The organism is Cellulomonas sp., assembly GCF_035634735.1.
Lineage (GTDB): Bacteria > Actinomycetota > Actinomycetes > Actinomycetales > Cellulomonadaceae > Cellulomonas.
Genome location: NZ_DASQCJ010000094.1, coordinates 1 through 19,256, shown reverse-complemented (window position 1 = coordinate 19,256; position 19,256 = coordinate 1). Strand labels below are relative to the sequence as shown.

Here is a 19,256-nt window from a genome sequence, read left to right as displayed (position 1 = left end):
CACGACACGACAGCACCACCGACAGCACCGACAGGAGACACCCCCCGATGACCCCCGAGCAGTCCGCCTGGTTCGCCGAGACGTTCGCCGGCCTCGTGGGCAACGTGTCCCGCGCGGTCCTGGGTGCCGACCGCCCGGTGCGGCTCGTGCTGACCGCGATGGTCGCCGAGGGCCACGTGCTCCTGGAGGACGCCCCGGGCACCGGCAAGACCTCGCTGGCCAAGGCCATCGCGGCGTCGGTGCAGGGCACCCACCAGCGCATCCAGTTCACCCCGGACCTGCTGCCCAGCGACGTCACCGGCGTGACGATCTGGGACCAGGGCGCGCGCACCTTCCAGTTCCACCCGGGCCCGGTGTTCACCTCGGTGCTGCTGGCGGACGAGATCAACCGCGCGTCGCCCAAGACGCAGTCCGCGCTGCTGGAGGTCATGGAGGAGGGGCACGTCACGGTCGACCGGGACACGCACCCGGTGGGCCGGCCGTTCGTCGTGATCGCGACCCAGAACCCCGTCGAGCAGGCGGGCACCTACCGGCTGCCCGAGGCGCAGCTCGACCGGTTCCTGGTGCGCACCTCCCTCGGCTACCCGGACCGCACCGCGACGGTGGAGATCCTGTCCGGCGCCCGGGACCGCACCCGCGAGCTGGACGCCGTGGTCACCACGGCCGGCGTGGTCGAGATGGCGGAGCTCGCGCAGACGGTGCACGTCGACGGCTCGGTGCTGGACTACGTGGCGCGCCTGATCGAGGGCACCCGCGAGGACCCGCAGACCACGCTCGGCGCCAGCGTCCGCGGCGGCCTGGCGCTGGTGCGCGCCGCGCGGGTGCAGGCGGCGGCGGCCGGCCGCCCGTACGTGATCCCGGACGACGTCAAGGACCTCGCGGTGCCCGTGCTGGCGCACCGCCTGGTGCTCGACCCCGAGGCCGACTTCCTCGGCGCGACGACCACGCAGGTCGTCGAGCGCGTGCTGTCCGCGACCCCGCCGCCGGTGGCGCGCGCGTGAGCAGGGTCGGCGCGGGGGTGCACCCGGGAGGCGCGGCGTGAGGCGCTCGCGCACCCGGCTGTCGGGCGTGGGCTGGGGCGCGGGGCTGCTGGGCGCGGCCGCCGCGGTCGCCGGCGTGCTGCTCGGCTGGGTCGAGCTGGCGGCGCTGGGCGCCGTCGGCGTCGTCGCGCTGCTGGTCGCGCTCGCGATGACCTGGGGCCGGCTGCCGCACGCGGTGCGGCTCGACCTCGCGGACCGGCGGGTGCGCGTGGGGGAGCGGGCGTTCGGCGGCGTGGTCGTGGCCGCCCCCGGCGGTCGCCGGACGCGCGCGGTGCGCCTGGAGCTGCAGGTCGGCGAGGGCCGGGCCGAGCTCGAGATCCCGTCGCTCGCGCCCGGGACCGAGCACGAGGAGCTGTTCGCGGTGCCCACCGACCGGCGCGCGGTCGTCACGGTGGGCCCGGTGCGCGCGGTGCGCGGCGACGCGCTCGGGCTCGCCACCCGGCACGCGGTGACCACGGGCTCGGAGGAGCTGTACGTGCACCCGCGCGTCGTCATGCTCACCGGCGCCGACGCCGGCCTGCTGCGCGACCTGGAGGGCGGCGCCACCCGCGACCTGTCCGACATGGACCTCGCCTTCCACGCCCTGCGCGACTACGTGGTCGGCGACGACCGCCGGTCGATCCACTGGCGCACCACCGCGCGCCGCGGGCAGCTCACGGTGAAGCAGTACGAGGACACCCGCCGCACCCAGACGGCCGTCGCGCTCGCCACCGACCCCCGGGACTACCGGCACGGCGAGGACGACGCGGAGCTGGAGCTCGCGGTCAGCGTGGTCGCCTCGCTCGGCGTGCACGTGCTGGCGGAGGAGCACCCGCTCGCGGTGCTCGCCGGCCCCGGACGGGTGCGCACCACCGCGCGCCGGCCGCTGCTCGACGACTGCTCCGGCATCACGTGCGGGCCGGACGGCACCGCCTCGCGGCTGCTCGGCCGCCGGGTCGCCCGCGAGGCGCCGGACGTGACGCTGGCGTTCCTGGTCACCGGCTCCGTGGTGCCCGCGGCGGACCTGCGCGCCGCCGCCCGGCACGTGCCCGAGGGCACCCGGACGCTCGTCGTGAGCTGCGTGCCCGGCGCCGAGGTCGAGGTGCGCACGCAGCGCACCCTGAGCCTCGTGCGGCTCGGTGCGCTCGACGACCTGCCCCGCGCCCTGCGTCTGGCGGCCGCGGCATGACGACGACGACCGAGACCCCCGTCGCGCCGGGCTCTGCCGCGCCCGGCGCCCCGGACGCGACGCCCGGCGTGCCGACGCCGCCCGGACCGCCGCCGTCCGGCCGCCCCCGCCCCGGCGGCTCCGGGCAGCCCGCGGGCGCCGAGCGCCGCCGCCGCGGCGTGCCCCGGGGCGGCCGCGCGGTCGTCGACGTGCTCGTGCTCGCCGGGGCGGTGCTCGCCGCGCTGACCCCGCTGCTGCCGGTCTACGGCGGCTCGGTGCTGCTGGCGCCCGTGGTCGGCGGCGTCGTGCTCGGCGCGGCCGCCGGCGTGCTGTCGGCGTGGGCGCGCTGGTCGGCGCCCGTGACGACGGCCGTGCTGCTCGCGGTCGTCGTCGTGCTCGGCGGCCCGCTCGCGACCCCGGACCAGACGGTCGGGGGCGTCGTGCCGACGCTCGCGTCGATCGTGTCGGTGGTCCGCGGGTCGGTGCTCGGCTGGAAGGACGTGCTGACCCTGCAGCCGCCGCTGGGCGGCTCGGGCTGGCTGCTGGTCCCGCCGTACCTGCTCGCGGTCGTGGGGACCGCGGTCGCCGTGCGGCTCGCGCTGGGCACCGGGCGAGCGGCGCCGGCCGCGGCGCTGCTCCCGCCGGTCGTCCTCGCGGGCGCCGTGCTGCTCGGCACGCACACCACCGTGGTCCCGGTCGCGGTCGGCACCGCGATCGCGGTCGTCCTGCTGGTGTGGGCCTCCTGGCGGTCCGGCCGCCTCCGTGCCCGCCGCCCGGTCGCGCTGGTGCTGCTGGTCGCGCTCGCCGGCGGGGCGGGCGTCGCCGCGGGCACCGCCGTCGAGTCGGGCCGGGACCGGTACGTGCTGCGCGACGCGCTGCTGCCGCCGTTCGACCCGCGCGACTACGCCAGCCCGCTGTCGGCGTTCCGGAAGTACGTGAAGGACGACGACACCGTCGAGCTGTTCACCGTGCAGGGGCTGCCCGCGGGCGCCCGGGTCCGGCTCGCGACCTTCGACCGGTTCGACGGCGTGGTGTGGAACGTCGCCGGCGACGGCTCGTCCCGCGCCTCGGGCCAGTTCCGGCGGGTCGGCGAGGTGGTGAGCGAGCAGGCCGTCGAGGAGGCCGACGCGATCGAGGCGTCCGGCACCGGCGGCGAGCGCGCCGAGGTGCAGGTCCAGGTCGACGGGCTGACGGGCGTGTGGCTGCCGACCGTCGGCGACGCGGTCGCCGTGCGGTTCGACGACACCGAGGCGCAGTCGCGGCTGCGGTTCAACGACGCGACCGGCGCCGCCGTGCTCACCGGCGGGCTCGACGAGGGGCTGACGTACACGCTCGACGCCGTCGTGCCGACCGAGCCGGACGACGAGCAGCTCGGCTCCGCCGCGGGCAGCGCGCTCGACCTGCCGGAGCCGCTGGACGTGCCCGACGCCGTGTCGACCGCGGCCGGCGACGCGGCGCGCGAGGCCGAGACGCCCGCCCAGGTGGCCCGCGCGCTCGAGCAGGCGCTGTCCGAGCGCGGCTTCTTCTCCCACGGCCGCACGGACCAGGGCGACTACCCGTCGCTGTCCGGGCACGGCGCGGACCGGGTGGCGACGCTGCTCGGCGGCGACCTCATGGTCGGCGACGACGAGCAGTACGCGTCCGCGATGGCGCTGATGGCCCGGGAGATGGGCCTGCCCGCCCGGGTGGTCATGGGGTTCGTGCCCGGGGCCGAGGAGGACGCGGCCGCGACGCCGGACGCGCCCCTGGACCCGGACGCCCCGGTGGCCGTGACCGGCGCCGACGTGCACGCGTGGGTCGAGATCGCGTTCGAGGGCCACGGCTGGGTCACCTTCGACCCGACCCCGCCCGAGAGCCAGACCCCGCAGGACGAGCAGGAGACCAGCCAGGCCGACCCGGAGCCGCAGGTCGCCCAGCCCCCGCCGCCGCCCGCGCCGCCGGTGGACCCGCCGGCGGACGACACCGACCAGCCGCAGACCCAGGACGGCGAGGACGACTCCGCGCTGGCGGTCTGGCAGCGGGTGGCGCTCGGTGTCGCGGCCGGCTCCGGCCTGCTGCTGCTGCTGCTCGCGCCGTTCCTCGTCATCGCGGGGCTCAAGGCCCGGCGCCGGCGTCGGCGCCGGCGCGACCCCGTCCCGGTGAACCGGGTGGTCGGCGGCTGGCAGGAGGTGCTCGACCTCGCGACCGACCTGCGCCGCGACGTCGACCCCGTGGCCACCCGCCGCGAGGGCGCGCGGGCGCTGGACCGGGCGTTCACCACCCCGCCCGAGCCGGGGGAGGGTCGCCGCGGGCGCGGCGCCCCGGTGCCGGCCGGCCCGACCCCCGCGGCGGTGGAGGCGGGTACCGCGGTGGTGGCGCTGGCCGACCGGGCCGACGCGGCGGTGTTCGGCGCGGCGGCCCCGACGACGGCGGACGCGCGGGAGTACTGGGCCGAGGTGGACCGCACGCTCGCGTCCATGCGGGCGGCGACGCCGCGCAAGCAGCGGTGGCGCGGGCGGGTGGCGACCCGGTCGCTGCGCCGGTCGGAGCGGCGGCGGGCCGCCGCGGCGGCCGACCGGGCGCGCCGGAGCGTGCCGGACGGGCAGGAGAAGCGGGGGATCTGGGGACGACGGGCACGACGAGCGGACGGAGCGGACGGATGAGCAGCACCACCGGCGGCGTGGTCCCGCCCAGCGCGCCCCCCGCGCCGGTCGGGCGCCGGGTCGCGGCGTATCTGGTCGACGCCGCGCTGACCTACGTGGCGGCCGCGCCGCTGTGGCTCGCGTGGGCGCCGGCGTTCGCGGCGACGGTGCGCGCGGCGGCGGCCTCGGGGTCCGGCGCGCCGGTCGCCGAGCCCGCGGCGCCGTCCGGCGTGCTGCTCGCCGTCGGGGCCGTGCTGCTCGCCGCCTGGGGCGTCGCGCAGTGGGTGTGGAACGGCACCCGCGGCTGGACCGTGGGGCGGCGGCTGCTCGGGCTCCGGCTCGTCGACGTCCGCTCCGGCCGGCCGGTCGGGCTCGGGCGGGCGTTCGTGCGCGCGCTGATCGTCGCGCTGGGCGCGCTCGCGTGCGGGGTCGGCCAGCTCGTCGTGCTGCTGTCGCCGCTGTTCGACGCGTCCGGGCGCCGGCGCGGCTGGCACGACCGGGTGGGCGAGGGCGTCGTGGTCGACGTGCGCGGGCTCGCCCCGGCCCGCCGCGTCGCCGACTGGTCCGAGCGGCCGGCCCGCGCGGGCGAGGCGGGCGCCGGCGCGCCGGGGGGCGGGGACGCGCCCGCGTGGCCCGGGCTGCCGCGCCCCGCGGCGCCGGGCGACGCGCTGGCCGGGGGGCCCGGCGGTGCCGGGAGCTCCGGCGGCCCCGGCACGACCGGGGGCCGGCCGTCCGCCGACGCCACCCCCTCCGAGCCGACCCGGACCCGGTGGAGCGCGCTCGCCGCGGACCGCCGGCTGGACGGTCCCGGCCTCGTGCTGCCGCCGCTGGGCGCGCCCGGCCTCGGGCCCGACCTGGACACCCGGCAGATCCCGGTGGTGCCGGCGGCCGTCGTGCCCGCGCACCCCGCGGCGCCCGTGCCGCTCGCGCCCGGGCCGGACCTCGCCGCGCCGGCCGCCGGCCCCGCGGCGCCGGCGCCGCAGCACCCCGCGGCCCCGGCCGCGCCGCCCGCGGCGGCGCCCTGGCCGGCCGCGGACGGACCGGTGCCCGCGCCCGGGCCGGCGCCCGCGCACGAGCCTGCACCCGGCGGCGGAGGTGCGCCCGCACCCGCACCCGCACCGGGCGCCGCCGACGCTGCCGCCTGGCCGCCGCCCGCGCCGGCCCCCGTGCCCGGCGGCTGGCCGCACCCCGCACCGTCTGCGGCCGCGCCCGCCCCCGCGCCCGGCGGCTGGCCGCCCCCCGCGCCGTCTCCGGCCGCTCCGGCCACCCCGGCGGCGCCGGCCTCCGGCGAGCAGGCCGCCTGGCGCGACGCCCTCGGGCCGGTGCCCGGCCCGGCCCCGGCCGAGCCGCCGACCCGCACCGGCCGGCACGCGGTCGTCCCGGCTGCGCCGGTGCACCCGGACGCCCCGGCGCCCGCGGCCCCGCCCGCGTCCGCGGCCCCCGCCGCGCCGCCCGCACCGGCGCCGGGTCCCGCGCCGGGCCCGTCCGCCGCCGGCGGCTGGCCCCCGCCCGCCCCGGCACCCCACGCCCCGGCGCCCCACGCCGCCGCCCCCGCTGCGCCCGCCGCCCCCGCGACCCCGCCGCCCGCCCCGTTCCCCGCCGCGCCCCCGGCCCCCGCCCCGGGCGTCGGCGCGGGCTGGGCGGTGCGCCTCCCGGACGGCACCGTCGCGGCGCTGGACGGCCCGTTGCTGGTCGGCCGCAACCCCGACCCGCAGGACGGCGTCCGCACGGTCGCGGTCGCCGACCCGGGGCGATCCGTGTCGAAGACCCACCTCATGCTGGGCGTCGACGAGCACGGCCCGTGGGTCGTCGACCGCGGCTCGACCAACGGCACGCTGGTGACGCTCGCCGACGGCCAGCGGATCGTGTGCCTGCCGGACCGGCGGGTGCGCCTGGCGGACGGCTCGCTGGTGGCGTTCGGGGACCTGGCCCTGGCCGTGGGGCTGCGCGCCTAGGGGCCTACGATGGCGCATGGGCCGCCTGCGGTCTGCTGCGACGATGCAGGACGTCGAGCTGGTCGACGTCACTGACGGCCCGCGCGCGCCCGGACGCCCCCGCGCCTGGCTCCCGCCGTCCCCGCCGGACGACCCGCCGGCGGCGCGCCCGGCCGGGTCCGCCCGCGCGCGGCGCCGCCGCTGGCTCGCGGTGCTCGTCGTGGTCGCGCTGGTGGTCGCAGGCGTCGTCGTCGGGCGCGCCGCGGCGCCCGCCCCGCCGGCGGTGGTCGCGCCGGGGATGCTCGCGCCGCTGGACGGGCCGCCGTGGGCGCGGTGGCGCATCCCGGTCGCCCGGTCCGCCGACGTGCTCGCCGCGACCGACGCCCTCGTGGTCTCCGGCGTCCGGGACCGGCGGTTCCAGGTCTCGGGCTACGACGAGGGCAGCGGGGAGCGGCTGTGGACCCGCGACCTCGGCCCGGTGGCCGGGACCCGGCCGCTGACCGGCTGCCCGCACGCCGCGGCGGACGTCGGGCCCGTCGTGCTCTGCGTGGTCGAGCCCCCGGTCGGCGCCGGCGGCTGGTCGCACGGCACGGTGCCGTTCCCCGCGCCCGACGAGCGCTGGGCGCAGGTGTCGGCGCTCGACGCCGCCACCGGGGACGTGCTCGGCCGGTGGACGGTGTCGGGTCGGCTCGCGGCGGTCGAGCGGGTCGGGGACGACCTGGTCGTGCTGCGGGTCGGCGCGGACGGGCACGCGCGGGTCGGCCGGTACGCCGGCGCGGACGGCCGGCGGCTGTGGTGGTACCGCGGGACGAGCCCGCTGCGGCTGCGCGAGGGCATCGTCAGCGGGTCCGAGCTGCGGGTGAACGACTCGTTCGTGCTGCTCCAGGGCTGGTCTGCGACGGTGCTGGACGCGGCCGACGGGGACGAGCTCACCGCGACGCCGGCCCGGTCGTTCGTGGTCGGGTCGCTGTCGGACGAGGTGTTCGGCACCTGGTCGAGCTCCGACGGCGGCGTGGTCCACGACCGGGCCGGCCGGCCGCTGTTCACCTCCCGCGCGCTGTTCCCGACGCTGACGGCCTCCGACGGCGACCCGCCCGGGGTGCTGGTGATGGACGAGGGCGGGACGCTCGTCGGCCGGTCCGTCCCGGACGGCGCCGTGCTGTGGCGGCACGACACCTACCGCGCGGCGCGGGCGCAGGCGGGCGGCCACCTGCTGCTGCTCGGGGTCGACGGCTACCAGGTGGTCGCGGCGCGCACCGGCGCGGTGGAGTGGCAGTCGCCGGAGCGGGTGCTGATGTGGTGGGCGCCGCTCACGGACGGCACGCTCGTGCTCGGCGCGGGGCGCTCGGGCACGGGCCGGCCGACGATGGAGGCCCGGCGGCTGGCCGACGGCGAGCTGGAGTGGGTCCTGCCGGTGGAGGAGGGCGTGCGGTCGGTGTCGGCCGTCGGCGGGCACCTGGTGCTGCGCAGCCGGGACGAGCTGATCCTGCTCACCTGAGGCGTCCGCATGCTGAGCGGTTGCGGTCCGCCCGGTGGTGCGGAGTACAGTCGATCCGTGCTCACGCTTCGCAGCCTCCTCCTTCGCCGCCGCGACGAGGCCCTCTAGGCCGGATCCTCGTCGCGGTGTTCGGTGCGCCGGCTGACCCCAGCACCCCGCGAAGCGAAGGACCCCCGATGAGCTACCACTCCCGCACCGCCCAGCAGCCCTCCGGCATGCCGGTGCACAAGTACCGCCCGTACGCCGACCAGATCCGCGTCGAGCTGCCGGACCGCACCTGGCCCACGAAGCAGATCACGAAGGCCCCGCGCTGGTGCGCGGTCGACCTGCGCGACGGCAACCAGGCGCTGATCGAGCCGATGAACGCCGCCCGCAAGCTGGCGATGTTCGAGCTGCTCGTGCAGATGGGCTACAAGGAGATCGAGGTCGGCTTCCCGTCCGCCTCGCAGACCGACTTCGACTTCGTCCGGATGCTGATCGAGGAGGGGCGCATCCCCGACGACGTCGTCATCCAGGTGCTGACCCAGTCCCGCGAGCACCTGATCGAGCGGACCTACGAGGCGATCGCCGGCGCCAAGCAGGCCATCGTGCACCTGTACAACTCCACGTCGGTGGTGCAGCGCGAGGTCGTGTTCCGGTCCGACGAGGACGGCATCGTCGACATCGCCGTCTCCGGCGCGCGCCTGTGCAAGAAGTACGAGGAGAGCGTCCCGGGCACCGAGGTGTTCTACGAGTACAGCCCGGAGTCGTACACCGGGACCGAGCTCGAGTTCGCCGTCCGGATCTGCAACGCGGTCCTGGACGTGTTCGAGCCGACGGCCGAGAAGCCGGTGATCATCAACCTGCCGGCGACGGTCGAGATGGCGACCCCGAACGTCTACGCGGACTCCATCGAGTGGATGGGCCGCCACCTGCGGTACCGCGAGAACGTCGTGCTGTCGCTGCACCCGCACAACGACCGCGGCACCGCCGTCGCCGCCGCCGAGCTGGGCTACCTGGCCGGCGCCGACCGCATCGAGGGCTGCCTGTTCGGCAACGGCGAGCGCACCGGCAACGTCTGCCTGGTCACCCTGGGCATGAACCTGTTCAGCCAGGGCGTGGACCCCGAGATCGACTTCGCCGTCGGCGGGGGCATCGACCACATCCGCCGGGTCGTCGAGTTCTGCAACCAGATGGCCGTCCCCGAGCGGCACCCGTACGGCGGCGACCTGGTGTTCACCGCCTTCTCCGGCTCGCACCAGGACGCGATCAAGAAGGGCCTGGACGCGATGGAGGTCCGGGCCGCCGCGGAGGGCAAGGACGTGGACGACATCGACTGGGCCGTCCCGTACCTGCCGATCGACCCGAAGGACGTCGGCCGGTCGTACGAGGCGATCATCCGGGTCAACTCGCAGTCCGGGAAGGGCGGCATCAGCTACCTGATGAAGTCCGAGCGCGACCTGGACCTGCCGCGCCGGCTGCAGATCGAGTTCTCCCAGGTGGTGCAGCGGTACACCGACGCGCACGGGTCGGAGGTCACGGCCGACGCGCTGTGGCGGATCTTCACCGACGAGTACCTGCCCGTCGACGCCGCGTCGGACCTGGAGGCGTGGGGCCGGTTCGCGCTCCGCGGCACCCGGACCACCAGCGCCGAGGAGGGGCCGGACACGCTGGCGGTCGACCTGGTCGACGGCGGCGTGGACCGCACCGTCGAGGCGTCCGGCAACGGCCCGATCGCGGCGTTCGTCGCCGCGCTGGACCAGGTCGGCGCCCAGGTGCAGGTGCTCGACTACGCCGAGCACGCGCTGTCCGCCGGCGGCGACGCCGCGGCCGCCGCGTACGTCGAGTGCGCCGTCGGCGACCGGACCCTGTGGGGCGTCGGGATCGACTCGTCGATCACGACCGCCTCGCTGAAGGCCATCATCTCGGCGGTCAACCGCGCCGAGCGCGAGGCCGCCGCCCGCTGACCCGCGCGGGCCCCAGGACGGGGCCGGCGCCACCCCCGACCGGCCCCAGCGCCCGGTCCCGCCTGCCGCGCCCACCCGCGCGCGGCAGCGGGGCCGGGCGTCGCCGCGTCCGGGCCCGTGGAGGTTCCGCGGGGGCGCGGCACGCGGTCGGCGAACAGGTGCGCGCCCCGGGGCGGCCAGAGGGGACAATGGGGGCGTGAGCCTCTACCGCGACGAGGCGATCGTGCTGCGCACCCACAAGCTGGGGGAGGCGGACCGGATCGTCACCCTCCTGACCCGCACCCACGGCAAGGTGCGCGCGGTCGGCAAGGGCGTCCGGCGCACCACCTCGCGGTTCGGCTCGCGGCTCGAGCCGTTCATGCACATCGACCTCCAGCTGAACACCGGCCGGAACCTCGACGTCGTCACCCAGGTCGAGACCCTCGGCGCGTACGGGCGGCCCGTCTGCGAGGACTACGCCCTGTACACCGCCGGCACCGTGATGCTGGAGACCGCCGAGCGCCTCGTCGAGGCCGAGCGCGAGCCCGCGCTGCAGCAGTACTGGCTGCTGGTCGGCGCGGTCCGCTCGCTGGCGTCCCGGGAGCACGCGCCGGGCCTGGTGCTCGACTCGTACCTGCTGCGCGCGCTCGCGATCGCCGGCTGGGCCCCGTCGTTCACCGACTGCGCCCGGTGCGGCCGGCCGGGCCCGCACCACTCGTTCGCCGTCGCCCAGGGCGGGGCCGTCTGCACGTCCTGCCGCCCGCCGGGCGCGACCGCCCCGGCCCCGGAGACCTTCCAGCTGCTGTCCGCGCTGCTCGTCGGCGACTGGTCGGTGGCGGACGCGTCCGCCGAGCGGCACCGCAAGGAGGGCAACGGCCTCGTGTCCGCGTACTCGCAGTTCCACCTGGAGCGCACGCTGCGCTCGCTGCCGATGGTCGAGAGGATCTGATGCCGGTTCCGCCGCCCCCGCACCCGAGCGGGGCCCGCCCGCCCGCGCTGCCGAAGGAGCTCGTCCCGCGGCACGTGGCGATCGTCATGGACGGCAACGGCCGGTGGGCGAACGCCCGCGGGCTGCCGCGCACCGCCGGGCACGCCGCGGGAGAGGCGTCGCTGCTCGACGTCGTCGCCGGCGCGATCGAGATCGGAGTGACGCACGTCTCGGCCTACGCGTTCTCGACCGAGAACTGGACCCGGTCGCCCGAGGAGGTCCGGTTCCTCATGGGCTTCAACCGGGACGTGCTGCGCCGCCGTCGGGACGTGATGAACGACTGGGGCGTCCGGGTGCGCTGGGCCGGGCGCCGGCCTCGGCTGTGGCGGTCGGTCATCTCGGAGCTGGAGGAGGCCGAGCGGCTGACGGCCGGGAACAGCACCTGCACGCTCACCATGTGCGTGAACTACGGCGGCCGGGCGGAGATCGCCGACGCCGCGAAGGCCATCGCGCAGGACGTGGCGGCGGGCCGGCTGAAGGCCGACAAGGTGTCCGAGAAGACGGTCCAGCGCTACCTCGACGAGCCCGACCTGCCCGACGTCGACCTGTTCCTGCGGTCGTCCGGGGAGCAGCGGACGTCGAACTTCATGATCTGGCAGGCCGCCTACGCCGAGATGGTGTTCCTCGACGAGCCGTGGCCGGACGTCGACCGCCGGCACCTGTGGCGCGCGATCGAGACGTACGCGCGCCGCGACCGCCGCTACGGCGGCGCGATCGACAAGCCCGCGGAGTCCTGACCCCGCGCCGCTCCACGCCGAGATGACAACTCTCGGCTGCGAGCGCGCCTGTTCGCACAGCCGAGAGTTGCCATCTCGGCGAGGGGGCGGGCGCGGGCGTCAGGCGGGCTGGTCGGCGCGGACCGGCGGGTGCGCGGCGGGCGGGGTCGCGTGCGCCCGGCGGGCGCGGGACCGGCGGCGGAGCACCGCCCACGCCACCACGCCGGCGACGGCCACCAGCACCGCGGCCAGGCCCCAGGGCGACGCCGTCGCCAGCCGGACCGCGGCCCAGACGGCGCCGAGCCCGACCGTGCCCCAGACGAACGCCCAGGCCACGCTCCCCGGCACCGACGCCGCGAGGAACCGCGGGTACGGCATCCGGACCAACCCCGACCCGACGAACACCGCCGTCTGCACGCCGACGGTCAGGTAGGCGAGCAGCACCGCGAACGGGCCGAACCGGTGCACGAGCGCCAGGCCGCGCCGGGCCGTGGGGGTGTGCATGAGCCGCTCGACGTGGGCGCGGGTCGCGGCGCCGCGGGGGGCCGGGGTCGCGGGGTGCGCGGCGTCGCGGTCCCCGTCCCCGCCGGCCTCCGGCTCGGCCCCCGGCACCCGGTCCGCGAGCCGCGCCGCGCCCGAGGTCACGCCCCGGCCGACCCAGTAGAACAGGTGCGAGCGCGCCATCACGACGACGAACAGCCCGGCGATGACGGCCCAGAACGGCCACCCGCCCATCCCGTACGCCGCCGCCGTCTCGCTCACCCGACCGAGTCTACGAGTGAGGACAGCCTGACCTCGCACCGGCGGTGGGCCCCGCCCAGCACCGGGACGAAGGTCCCGGACGGACCCCCGCCCCGGGGGTGCTAACCTCTCCGGCGAACCTGAGTTCACACAGGGTTGTTACCCGCCGTCGTCGCGGGGCAAGACCTGAGCCGCAGCGATGCGCCTCAGGTCTTTTTTTGTGCCCGGACGGCGTCGGCTCTCGACGAGGAGTACGACATGACGTCCGCGACGACGCGCGACAGGGCCGAGGAGATCATCCGGGCGGTCGGGGGACCGGCCAACGTCCTCAGCCTGACCCACTGCGCCACCCGGCTGCGCTTCGAGCTGCGCGACGCCTCGGTGGTCGACCAGCAGGCCGTGGAGGCGGTGCCCGGCGTGATGGGCGCCGTGCCGCAGTCCGGCGACCGCTACCAGGTGGTCGTCGGCGGGGCGGTGCAGACGGTGTTCACCCAGATCATGCACCTGCCGGAGATGGCGGGCGTGGGCGCGGGCCGGCAGTCCGACGCCGACGTCAAGGCGGCGGCGCGGTCGAAGGCGCGCGGCAAGGTCGCCTGGCTCGACGCGGTGTTCGAGTACCTGTCCGACTCGTTCCGCCCGCTGCTCGGCGTGCTGCTCGGCGCCTCGCTGATCATCGCGTTCGCCGCGGTGCTCGACGCGCTCGGCGTGGTCGACTTCCGCGCCGACGACAAGCCCGCCACCTGGGTGTTCGTCGACGCGATGTGGCGGGCGGTGTTCTACTTCCTGCCGATCATGGTCGCGTACAACGCCGCCAAGAAGCTGCAGGTCGACCCGTGGCTGGGCGCGACCGTGATGGCCGCCGTGATGACGCCGAACTTCCTGTCCCTCACGGACGCGGCGACCACGGTGTGCACCACCAACGACACGCTGGGCACCACCGCGTGCGTCGCGGACGTGTTCGGGCTGCCGATGCAGCTGAACGACTACGGCGGCCAGGTGTTCGTGCCGCTGATCATGGTCGCGGTGCTCGCCCCGCTGTACCGCGGGCTCAAGCGGGTGTTCCCGGAGAACATCCAGATGGTGTTCGTGCCGTTCCTGTCGATGGTCGTGATGATCCCGGTCACCGCGTTCCTGCTCGGCCCGCTCGGCATCTGGCTCGGCTCCGGCCTCGGCGACGGCCTGGCGTGGCTGAACGGCAACGCGCCGATCGTGTTCGCCATCGTGATCCCGCTGATCTACCCGTTCCTGGTGCCGCTGGGCCTGCACTGGCCGCTCAACGCGCTGATGCTGGTCAACCTCAACACCCTCGGCTACGACTTCATCCAGGGCCCCATGGGCGCGTGGAACTTCGCCTGCTTCGGCGCCACCGCCGGCGTGCTGGTGCTCGCGGTGCGCGACAAGGACGTGCAGATGCGGCAGACGGCGACGGGCGCGCTCGCCGCGGGCCTGCTCGGCGGCATCTCGGAGCCCTCGCTGTACGGCATCCACCTGCGGTTCAAGCGGATCTACCCGCGCATGCTCGTCGGCTGCCTCGTGGGCGGCGTCATCATCGGCGTGCTCGGCGGCGTCGACACCCAGGCGTTCGCGTTCACCTCGCTGCTGACCATCCCGGTGTTCAGCCCGATCCCGGTGTACGCGATCGCGGTCGCCGCGGCGTTCGTGGTGTCGATGGTGCTCGTCATCGTGTCCGACTACCGCACGCCGGAGCAGCGGGCCGAGGCCCGGGCCGCCCGGGAGCAGGCGGAGGCGGACCTGGCGCTGGAGCACGCGGCCGTGGGCGCCGCGCCGGTGGCCGCGGCGGCCGCCGCCGGGTCCGGCACAGCCGCGGCCCCGACGCCGCCCGCCGCGCCGGCCGCCCCGGCCGCGCCCGCCGCCCCCACGACCGCCGTGCTGGCCCCCGTGGCCGGCGAGGTCGTCCCGCTCGCCGAGGTCGACGACCCGGTGTTCGCGTCGAAGGCCCTCGGCGAGGGCGTCGGCGTCGTCCCGTCCGACGGCGTGGTCGTGGCCCCGGTCGCGGGCGAGCTGCTCACGGTCGCCGACACCGGGCACGCGTTCGGCCTGAAGACCGCCGACGGCGTCGAGGTGCTGGTGCACGTCGGCATCGACACGGTGAAGCTCGCGGGCACCGGCTTCCAGGTCGCCGTGCGCAAGGGCGAGCACGTGGCGGCGGGGGACCCGCTGGTGACCGTCGACCTCGGCGTCGTGCGCGAGGCCGGCTACGACACCACGACGCTCGTCACGGTCGTCAACGCCCGCGCCCTCACGCGCGTCGAGCCGCGCCCGGCCGGTACCGTCGCCCGGGGCGCGGTCGTCGTCGACGTCGAGCCCTGACCGCCGGGGCTGGGGCCGCGCCGCACCGCGCGGCCCCCGCCCGCCCGCACGACCCCGACCCCGAGCCCCCGGCGAGGAGCGACGTGGACATCCTCCGCGTGTTCAACAACAACCTGGTCCTCGCGCGCGACGAGGACGGGTCCGAGGTCATCCTCACCGGCCGCGGCCTGGGCTTCCAGGCGCGGCCGGGGGACCGGGCGGACCCGGAGCGGATCGTGCGCGTGTTCCGCCCCGACGACGGCCGGGACCCGGACCACCTGGCCGGGCTGCTCGCGGGCATCCCGCCGGAGCACGTCCAGCTGGTCGGCGACGCGCTGACCGAGGTCGGCCTCCAGGCGGTCGCCGCCCGGCCCGCGCTGGTCGTCGCCATGGCGGACCACGTCAGCTTCGCCCTGGCGCGGGCCGAGGCCGGCCAGGCCGTCGAGTACCCGCTGCTCGCGGAGGTCACCAACCTCTACGCGGACGAGCACGCGCAGGCCCTGCTGCTGCTCGACGCGATCAACCGCCGCGTGCCGGCGCCGCTGCCGCCCACGGAGGCCGTCGGCCTGGCGCTGCACCTGGTGAACGCCGGGTTCGCCACGGGCGACCTCGCGTTCAGCTACACGATGACCGGGCTGATCCAGCAGTTCCTCGACGTCGTGGCGGGGGCGCACGGCGTCGCGCTGGAGCCGGGCGGGGTCAGCGTCGGCCGGTTCGTCACGCACCTGCGCTACCTGTTCGTGCGGGTGCACCAGCGCCGGCAGCTCGACGACGCGAAGCACTCGGCCGTGGGCGACGCGATCCGCGCGACCTACCCGGAGGCCGTCGACACGGCCGACCGGCTCGCGCGGCTCGTCGAGGTCCGGCTGCAGGCGGCGCTCACGCCGGACGAGGTGGCGTACCTGGCGCTGCACGTGGCCCGCGTGGTGCAGGACGCGGAGCAGGCGGCCTGACGCGCCTCAGCGCGCCGCCGGCAGCTCCACGTCGTCCGGCAGCTCCGGGTGCGGGTCGTGGTGCGGCGCGTCGCCCGTCCTGCCCCGCGCCAGCAGCGGTCGGGTGACCGCCGCGACCGCGTACAGGCCGATCGCCAGCAGCACGATCGTCGCGCCGGGCGGGATGTCCTCCCAGTAGGTGATCGACAGCCCGACGACGCTGACCGTGACGCCGATGGCGGACGCCAGGGCCATGACCCGGGCGAACGAGCCGACCACGAGCTGCGCGACCGCCACCGGCACGATCATCAGCGCGCTCACCAGCAGCAGCCCGACGACCCGCATCGCGATGGTGACGGTGAGCGCCGACATCGCGGCGACCACCATGTTGAGCGCCGTCACGGGCAGGCCGGAGCCGCGCGCGAACTCCTCGTCGTGACTCACCGCGAAGAGCACGTGCCGCAGGCCGAGCCCGACCAGCAGCACGCCGACGGCGAGGCCGGCGGTCCACCACAGGTCGCCGGTCGACACCGTCGAGATCGAGCCGAACAGGTAGGACACCAGGTTGGCGTTCGTGCCGCCGGCCAGCTTGATGAGCAGCACGCCGCCGGCGATGCCGCCGTAGAACATCAGCGCCAGCGCCAGGTCGCCGGAGGTGCGGCCGCGGGCCCGCACCCACTCGATCGCGACCGAGCCGATCAGCGCGGCGACGACGGCGCCGGGGATGGCGAGCGTGTCCTGCGGGACCAGGCCCGCCCAGGTGCCGACCAGCCAGCCGAGCGCGACGCCGGTGAGCGCGACGTGGCCCAGCCCGTCGCCCATCAGCGCGAGCCGGCGCTGCACCAGGAACGTGCCGACCACGGGCGCGGCGGCGCCGACGAGCACGGCGGCGATCAGCGCGCGCTGCATCAGCGGGGACGACAGCATCGCCCCGAGCGTCTCGAACCACGTCACGGCAGGACCTCCATGGACAGCCCGGTGCCCGGGTCCGGCGGGGGCGGGTCGGCGTGCGGGTGGGTGTGGTCGTGCTCGGGCCCGCCGTGCTCGCCGCGGGGGTTCGGCGGCGGGCCGTCGTACACGACCCGGCCGTGCCGGAGCGCGACCGCGCGGTCGATCAGGCCCGCGAACGAGCCGAGCTCGTGCAGGATCACCAGGACCGTGCCGCCCCGCTCGTGCAGCCGGCGGACGGTGGCGACGAACGTCTCCTGCGTCGGCAGGTCGATGCCGGACGTCGGCTCGTCGAGCACCAGCAGGTCGGGCTCGCGGACCAGCGCGCGGGCGATCAGCACCCGCTGCTGCTGGCCGCCCGACATCTGCAGCACCGAGCGGCGCGCGTGCCGGGCCATGCCGACCTCCTCCAGCGCGGCGAGCGCCCGCTTCCGGGCGTCGCGCGGCGGGCGGAGCGTGCGGCCGTGCACCAGGCCGGACACCACGACCTCGAGCGCGGTGGCCGGGACGCCGCCGCCGGCGGGGAGCCGCTGCGGCACGTAGCCGACCCGCTCCCACGGGACGCCGTTGCCGAGCGCGCCGCCGAGCAGCCGGACGTCGCCCGCCGTGCGCGGCGCGATGCCGAGCAGCGCGCGGACCAGGGTCGACTTGCCGGAGCCGTTGGCGCCCAGCAGGGCCACCACCTCGCCGCGCTCGACCCGCAGGTCGACGCCGGACAGGATCTGGTGCCCGCCGAGGACGACGTCGACGCCGGTGGCGAGGACGGCCGGCTCGGGCGCGGTGGTGTCGGTCACGAGCACGAGAGTGCCGTACGCAGCGTCTCCAGGTTGGCCTGGGCGACCGAGACGTAGTCCTGCGTGTCGTCCGTCAGGCCCTCGAGCGGGTCGAGCACCGCGGTGTCGACGCCGAGCTCGTCGGCCAGCGTCTCGGCGACCTTCGGGCTGGCGAGGGTCTCGAAGAAGATCGTGGACACGCCCTCGGCCTGGACGACCTTGCCGACCTCGGCCAGGCGCGCCGGCGACGGCTCGCCCTCGGGGTCGACACCGGAGATCCCCACCTGCTCCAGGTCGTACCGCTCCGCGAGGTAGGAGAACGCCTCGTGCGTGGTGACGATGGTGCGGCTCTCGCAGGACGCCAGGCCGGCCTCGTACTCCGCGTCCAGGTCGGCCATCTGCTGCGCGAAGGCCTCGGCGTTGGCCTGGAACTCGTCCGCGTGGTCGGGGTCGATCTCGGCCAGCTGCGCGGCGACGTCGTCGGCGACCGCGGGCAGGCGGGTGGGGTCGAGCCAGAAGTGCGGGTCGAGGGTGCCGTGATCGTGGCCGTCGTCCTCGGCGTGCTCCTCCTCGCCGTCCTCGCCGTGCTCCGCGGCGTGCAGCTCCGTGTCCTGCGCCGCGTCCACGACGTGCGCCGGCGGGTTCGCGTCGACCGCGTCGTCCACGGCGGCCTGGAACTCCGACAGGTACACGACCAGGTCAGCGCGGCCCACCTCGTCGACCTGGGCGGGCGAGAGCTCGAGGTCGTGCGGCTCCGCCCCGGGGGGCGTCAGCGTGTCGACCTGCACGAGGTCCCCGCCGACCTGCTCCGCCACGTACTGCAGCGGGTAGAACGAGGCCAGCACCGCGATGCCGTCGCCGTCGCCGGACCCGCCGCCGGACCCGCCGGAGCCCGGGGAGGAGCAGGCGGACAGGGCGAGGACGACGCCCGCGGACACGGCGAGCGGCAGGGTGCGGCGGAAGGGCATGCCCCCATCATCGAACTGTTGAGAACGAGTGTCAAAACCGCCAGGCGGCGCGCGCGTCCCGCGGTGCGGCCCGGCCGGTCACCGGCGGTCCCGGCCCGGTAGCCTGTCCGTCGATCCCTTCCCCCGCGTCACCCAGGCGCGCAGGACCCCGGCACCAGGAGCACTCACCGTGGCAGCACCGTCCCGTCTCGACTCCGTCGTCTCCCTCGCCAAGCGGCGCGGCTTCGTCTTCCAGAGCGGCGAGATCTACGGCGGTTCCCGCTCCGCGTGGGACTACGGGCCGCTGGGCGTCGAGCTCAAGGAGAACATCAAGAAGCAGTGGTGGCGCACCGTCGTGCAGTCGCGCGACGACGTCGTCGGCCTCGACTCCGCCGTGATCCTGCCCCGCCAGGTGTGGGTCGCCTCGGGCCACGTCGGCGTGTTCACCGACCCGCTGACGGAGTGCCTGCACTGCCACAAGCGGTTCCGCGAGGACCACATGCTCGAGGAGTACGAGGAGAAGAAGGGCCGGGCGCCCGAGAACGGCCTCGCGGACATCGCCTGCCCGAACTGCGGCACCCGCGGCCAGTGGACCGAGCCGCGCGACTTCAACATGATGCTCAAGACCTACCTCGGCCCGGTCGAGGACGAGTCCGGCCTGCACTACCTGCGGCCCGAGACCGCGCAGGGCATCTTCGTGAACTTCGCCAACGTGCTGACCACCGCGCGCAAGAAG

14 protein-coding genes and 1 pseudogene are annotated in these 19,256 nt (G+C 76.5%); 11 read left to right on the top strand and 4 right to left on the bottom strand.

Translation table 11 applies throughout. The annotated features are described in order from the left end of the window. The first annotated feature begins 47 nt into the window (after positions 1–47). The 8 genes from VER05_RS08515 to VER05_RS08480 all read left to right on the top strand — a co-directional run bounded on the left by VER05_RS08515 (position 48) and on the right by VER05_RS08480 (position 11,890). A complete protein-coding gene (locus VER05_RS08515; protein WP_324844940.1) occupies positions 48–1,001 on the top strand; it encodes a MoxR family ATPase in 954 nt (317 codons plus the stop codon). Between the two features lie 37 nt (positions 1,002–1,038). Further along, entirely contained in the window at positions 1,039–2,208 is a 1,170-nt protein-coding gene (locus VER05_RS08510) for a DUF58 domain-containing protein (RefSeq protein WP_324844939.1), read from the top strand. Further along, a complete protein-coding gene (locus VER05_RS08505; RefSeq protein WP_324844938.1) occupies positions 2,205–4,829 on the top strand; it encodes a transglutaminaseTgpA domain-containing protein in 2,625 nt (874 codons plus the stop codon). The genes VER05_RS08510 and VER05_RS08505 overlap by 4 nt, the downstream gene beginning before the upstream one ends. After that, entirely contained in the window at positions 4,826–6,763 is a 1,938-nt protein-coding gene (locus tag VER05_RS08500; RefSeq protein WP_324844937.1) for an RDD family protein, read from the top strand. The genes VER05_RS08505 and VER05_RS08500 overlap by 4 nt, the downstream gene beginning before the upstream one ends. Positions 6,764–6,806: 43 nt before the next feature. Continuing rightward, the gene (locus tag VER05_RS08495) at positions 6,807–8,240 is read left to right on the top strand and encodes a PQQ-binding-like beta-propeller repeat protein (RefSeq protein ID WP_324844936.1); all 1,434 of its coding nucleotides are present in this window, start codon (positions 6,807–6,809) and stop codon (positions 8,238–8,240) included. A gap of 176 nt (positions 8,241–8,416) precedes the next feature. Continuing rightward, complete coding sequence (gene leuA, locus VER05_RS08490; RefSeq protein WP_324844935.1) at positions 8,417–10,186, top strand: 2-isopropylmalate synthase; 1,770 nt, start codon at positions 8,417–8,419, stop codon at positions 10,184–10,186. Positions 10,187–10,382: 196 nt separating this feature from the next. Continuing rightward, entirely contained in the window at positions 10,383–11,114 is a 732-nt protein-coding gene (recO, locus tag VER05_RS08485) for a DNA repair protein RecO (protein WP_324844934.1), read from the top strand. Beyond that, positions 11,114–11,890, top strand: coding sequence for an isoprenyl transferase (locus VER05_RS08480; RefSeq protein WP_324844933.1), 777 nt, complete (start codon positions 11,114–11,116; stop codon positions 11,888–11,890). The genes recO and VER05_RS08480 overlap by 1 nt, the downstream gene beginning before the upstream one ends. Before the next feature lie 99 nt (positions 11,891–11,989). Here VER05_RS08480 and VER05_RS08475 read toward each other — a convergent pair whose 3' ends face one another. Beyond that, on the bottom strand, positions 11,990–12,631 hold the full coding sequence (locus VER05_RS08475; RefSeq protein WP_324844932.1) for a hypothetical protein: 642 nt from the start codon (positions 12,629–12,631) through the stop codon (positions 11,990–11,992). A gap of 237 nt (positions 12,632–12,868) precedes the next feature. On the opposite strand from VER05_RS08475, the gene VER05_RS08470 reads away from it, so the two are divergent. Both VER05_RS08470 and VER05_RS08465 read left to right on the top strand, forming a co-directional pair. After that, positions 12,869–14,941 carry a glucose PTS transporter subunit IIA gene (locus tag VER05_RS08470; RefSeq protein WP_324844931.1) on the top strand — a complete coding sequence of 691 codons (2,073 nt, stop codon included), beginning with the start codon at positions 12,869–12,871 and terminating at the stop codon, positions 14,939–14,941. An 83-nt stretch (positions 14,942–15,024) separates the two neighbouring features. Continuing rightward, positions 15,025–15,873: a PRD domain-containing protein gene (locus VER05_RS08465; RefSeq protein ID WP_324844930.1), complete on the top strand. Its 849-nt coding sequence runs from the start codon at positions 15,025–15,027 to the stop codon at positions 15,871–15,873. 6 nt (positions 15,874–15,879) lie between these two features. Here VER05_RS08465 and VER05_RS08460 read toward each other — a convergent pair whose 3' ends face one another. The 3 genes from VER05_RS08460 to VER05_RS08450 are packed head-to-tail and all read right to left on the bottom strand — an operon-like array spanning position 15,880 to position 18,541. Further along, positions 15,880–16,779 carry a metal ABC transporter permease gene (locus VER05_RS08460; RefSeq protein ID WP_414647587.1) on the bottom strand — a complete coding sequence of 300 codons (900 nt, stop codon included), beginning with the start codon at positions 16,777–16,779 and terminating at the stop codon, positions 15,880–15,882. A gap of 23 nt (positions 16,780–16,802) precedes the next feature. Further along, positions 16,803–17,594: a metal ABC transporter ATP-binding protein gene (locus tag VER05_RS08455; RefSeq protein WP_324844927.1), complete on the bottom strand. Its 792-nt coding sequence runs from the start codon at positions 17,592–17,594 to the stop codon at positions 16,803–16,805. Next, positions 17,591–18,541: a metal ABC transporter substrate-binding protein gene (locus VER05_RS08450; RefSeq protein ID WP_324844926.1), complete on the bottom strand. Its 951-nt coding sequence runs from the start codon at positions 18,539–18,541 to the stop codon at positions 17,591–17,593. Before VER05_RS08450 ends, VER05_RS08455 begins: the two co-directional genes overlap by 4 nt. Positions 18,542–18,710: 169 nt before the next feature. Between VER05_RS08450 and VER05_RS08445 the strand changes: the two are divergent. Further along, positions 18,711–19,256 (top strand): annotated as a pseudogene (locus VER05_RS08445) (glycine--tRNA ligase); the annotation flags it as partial.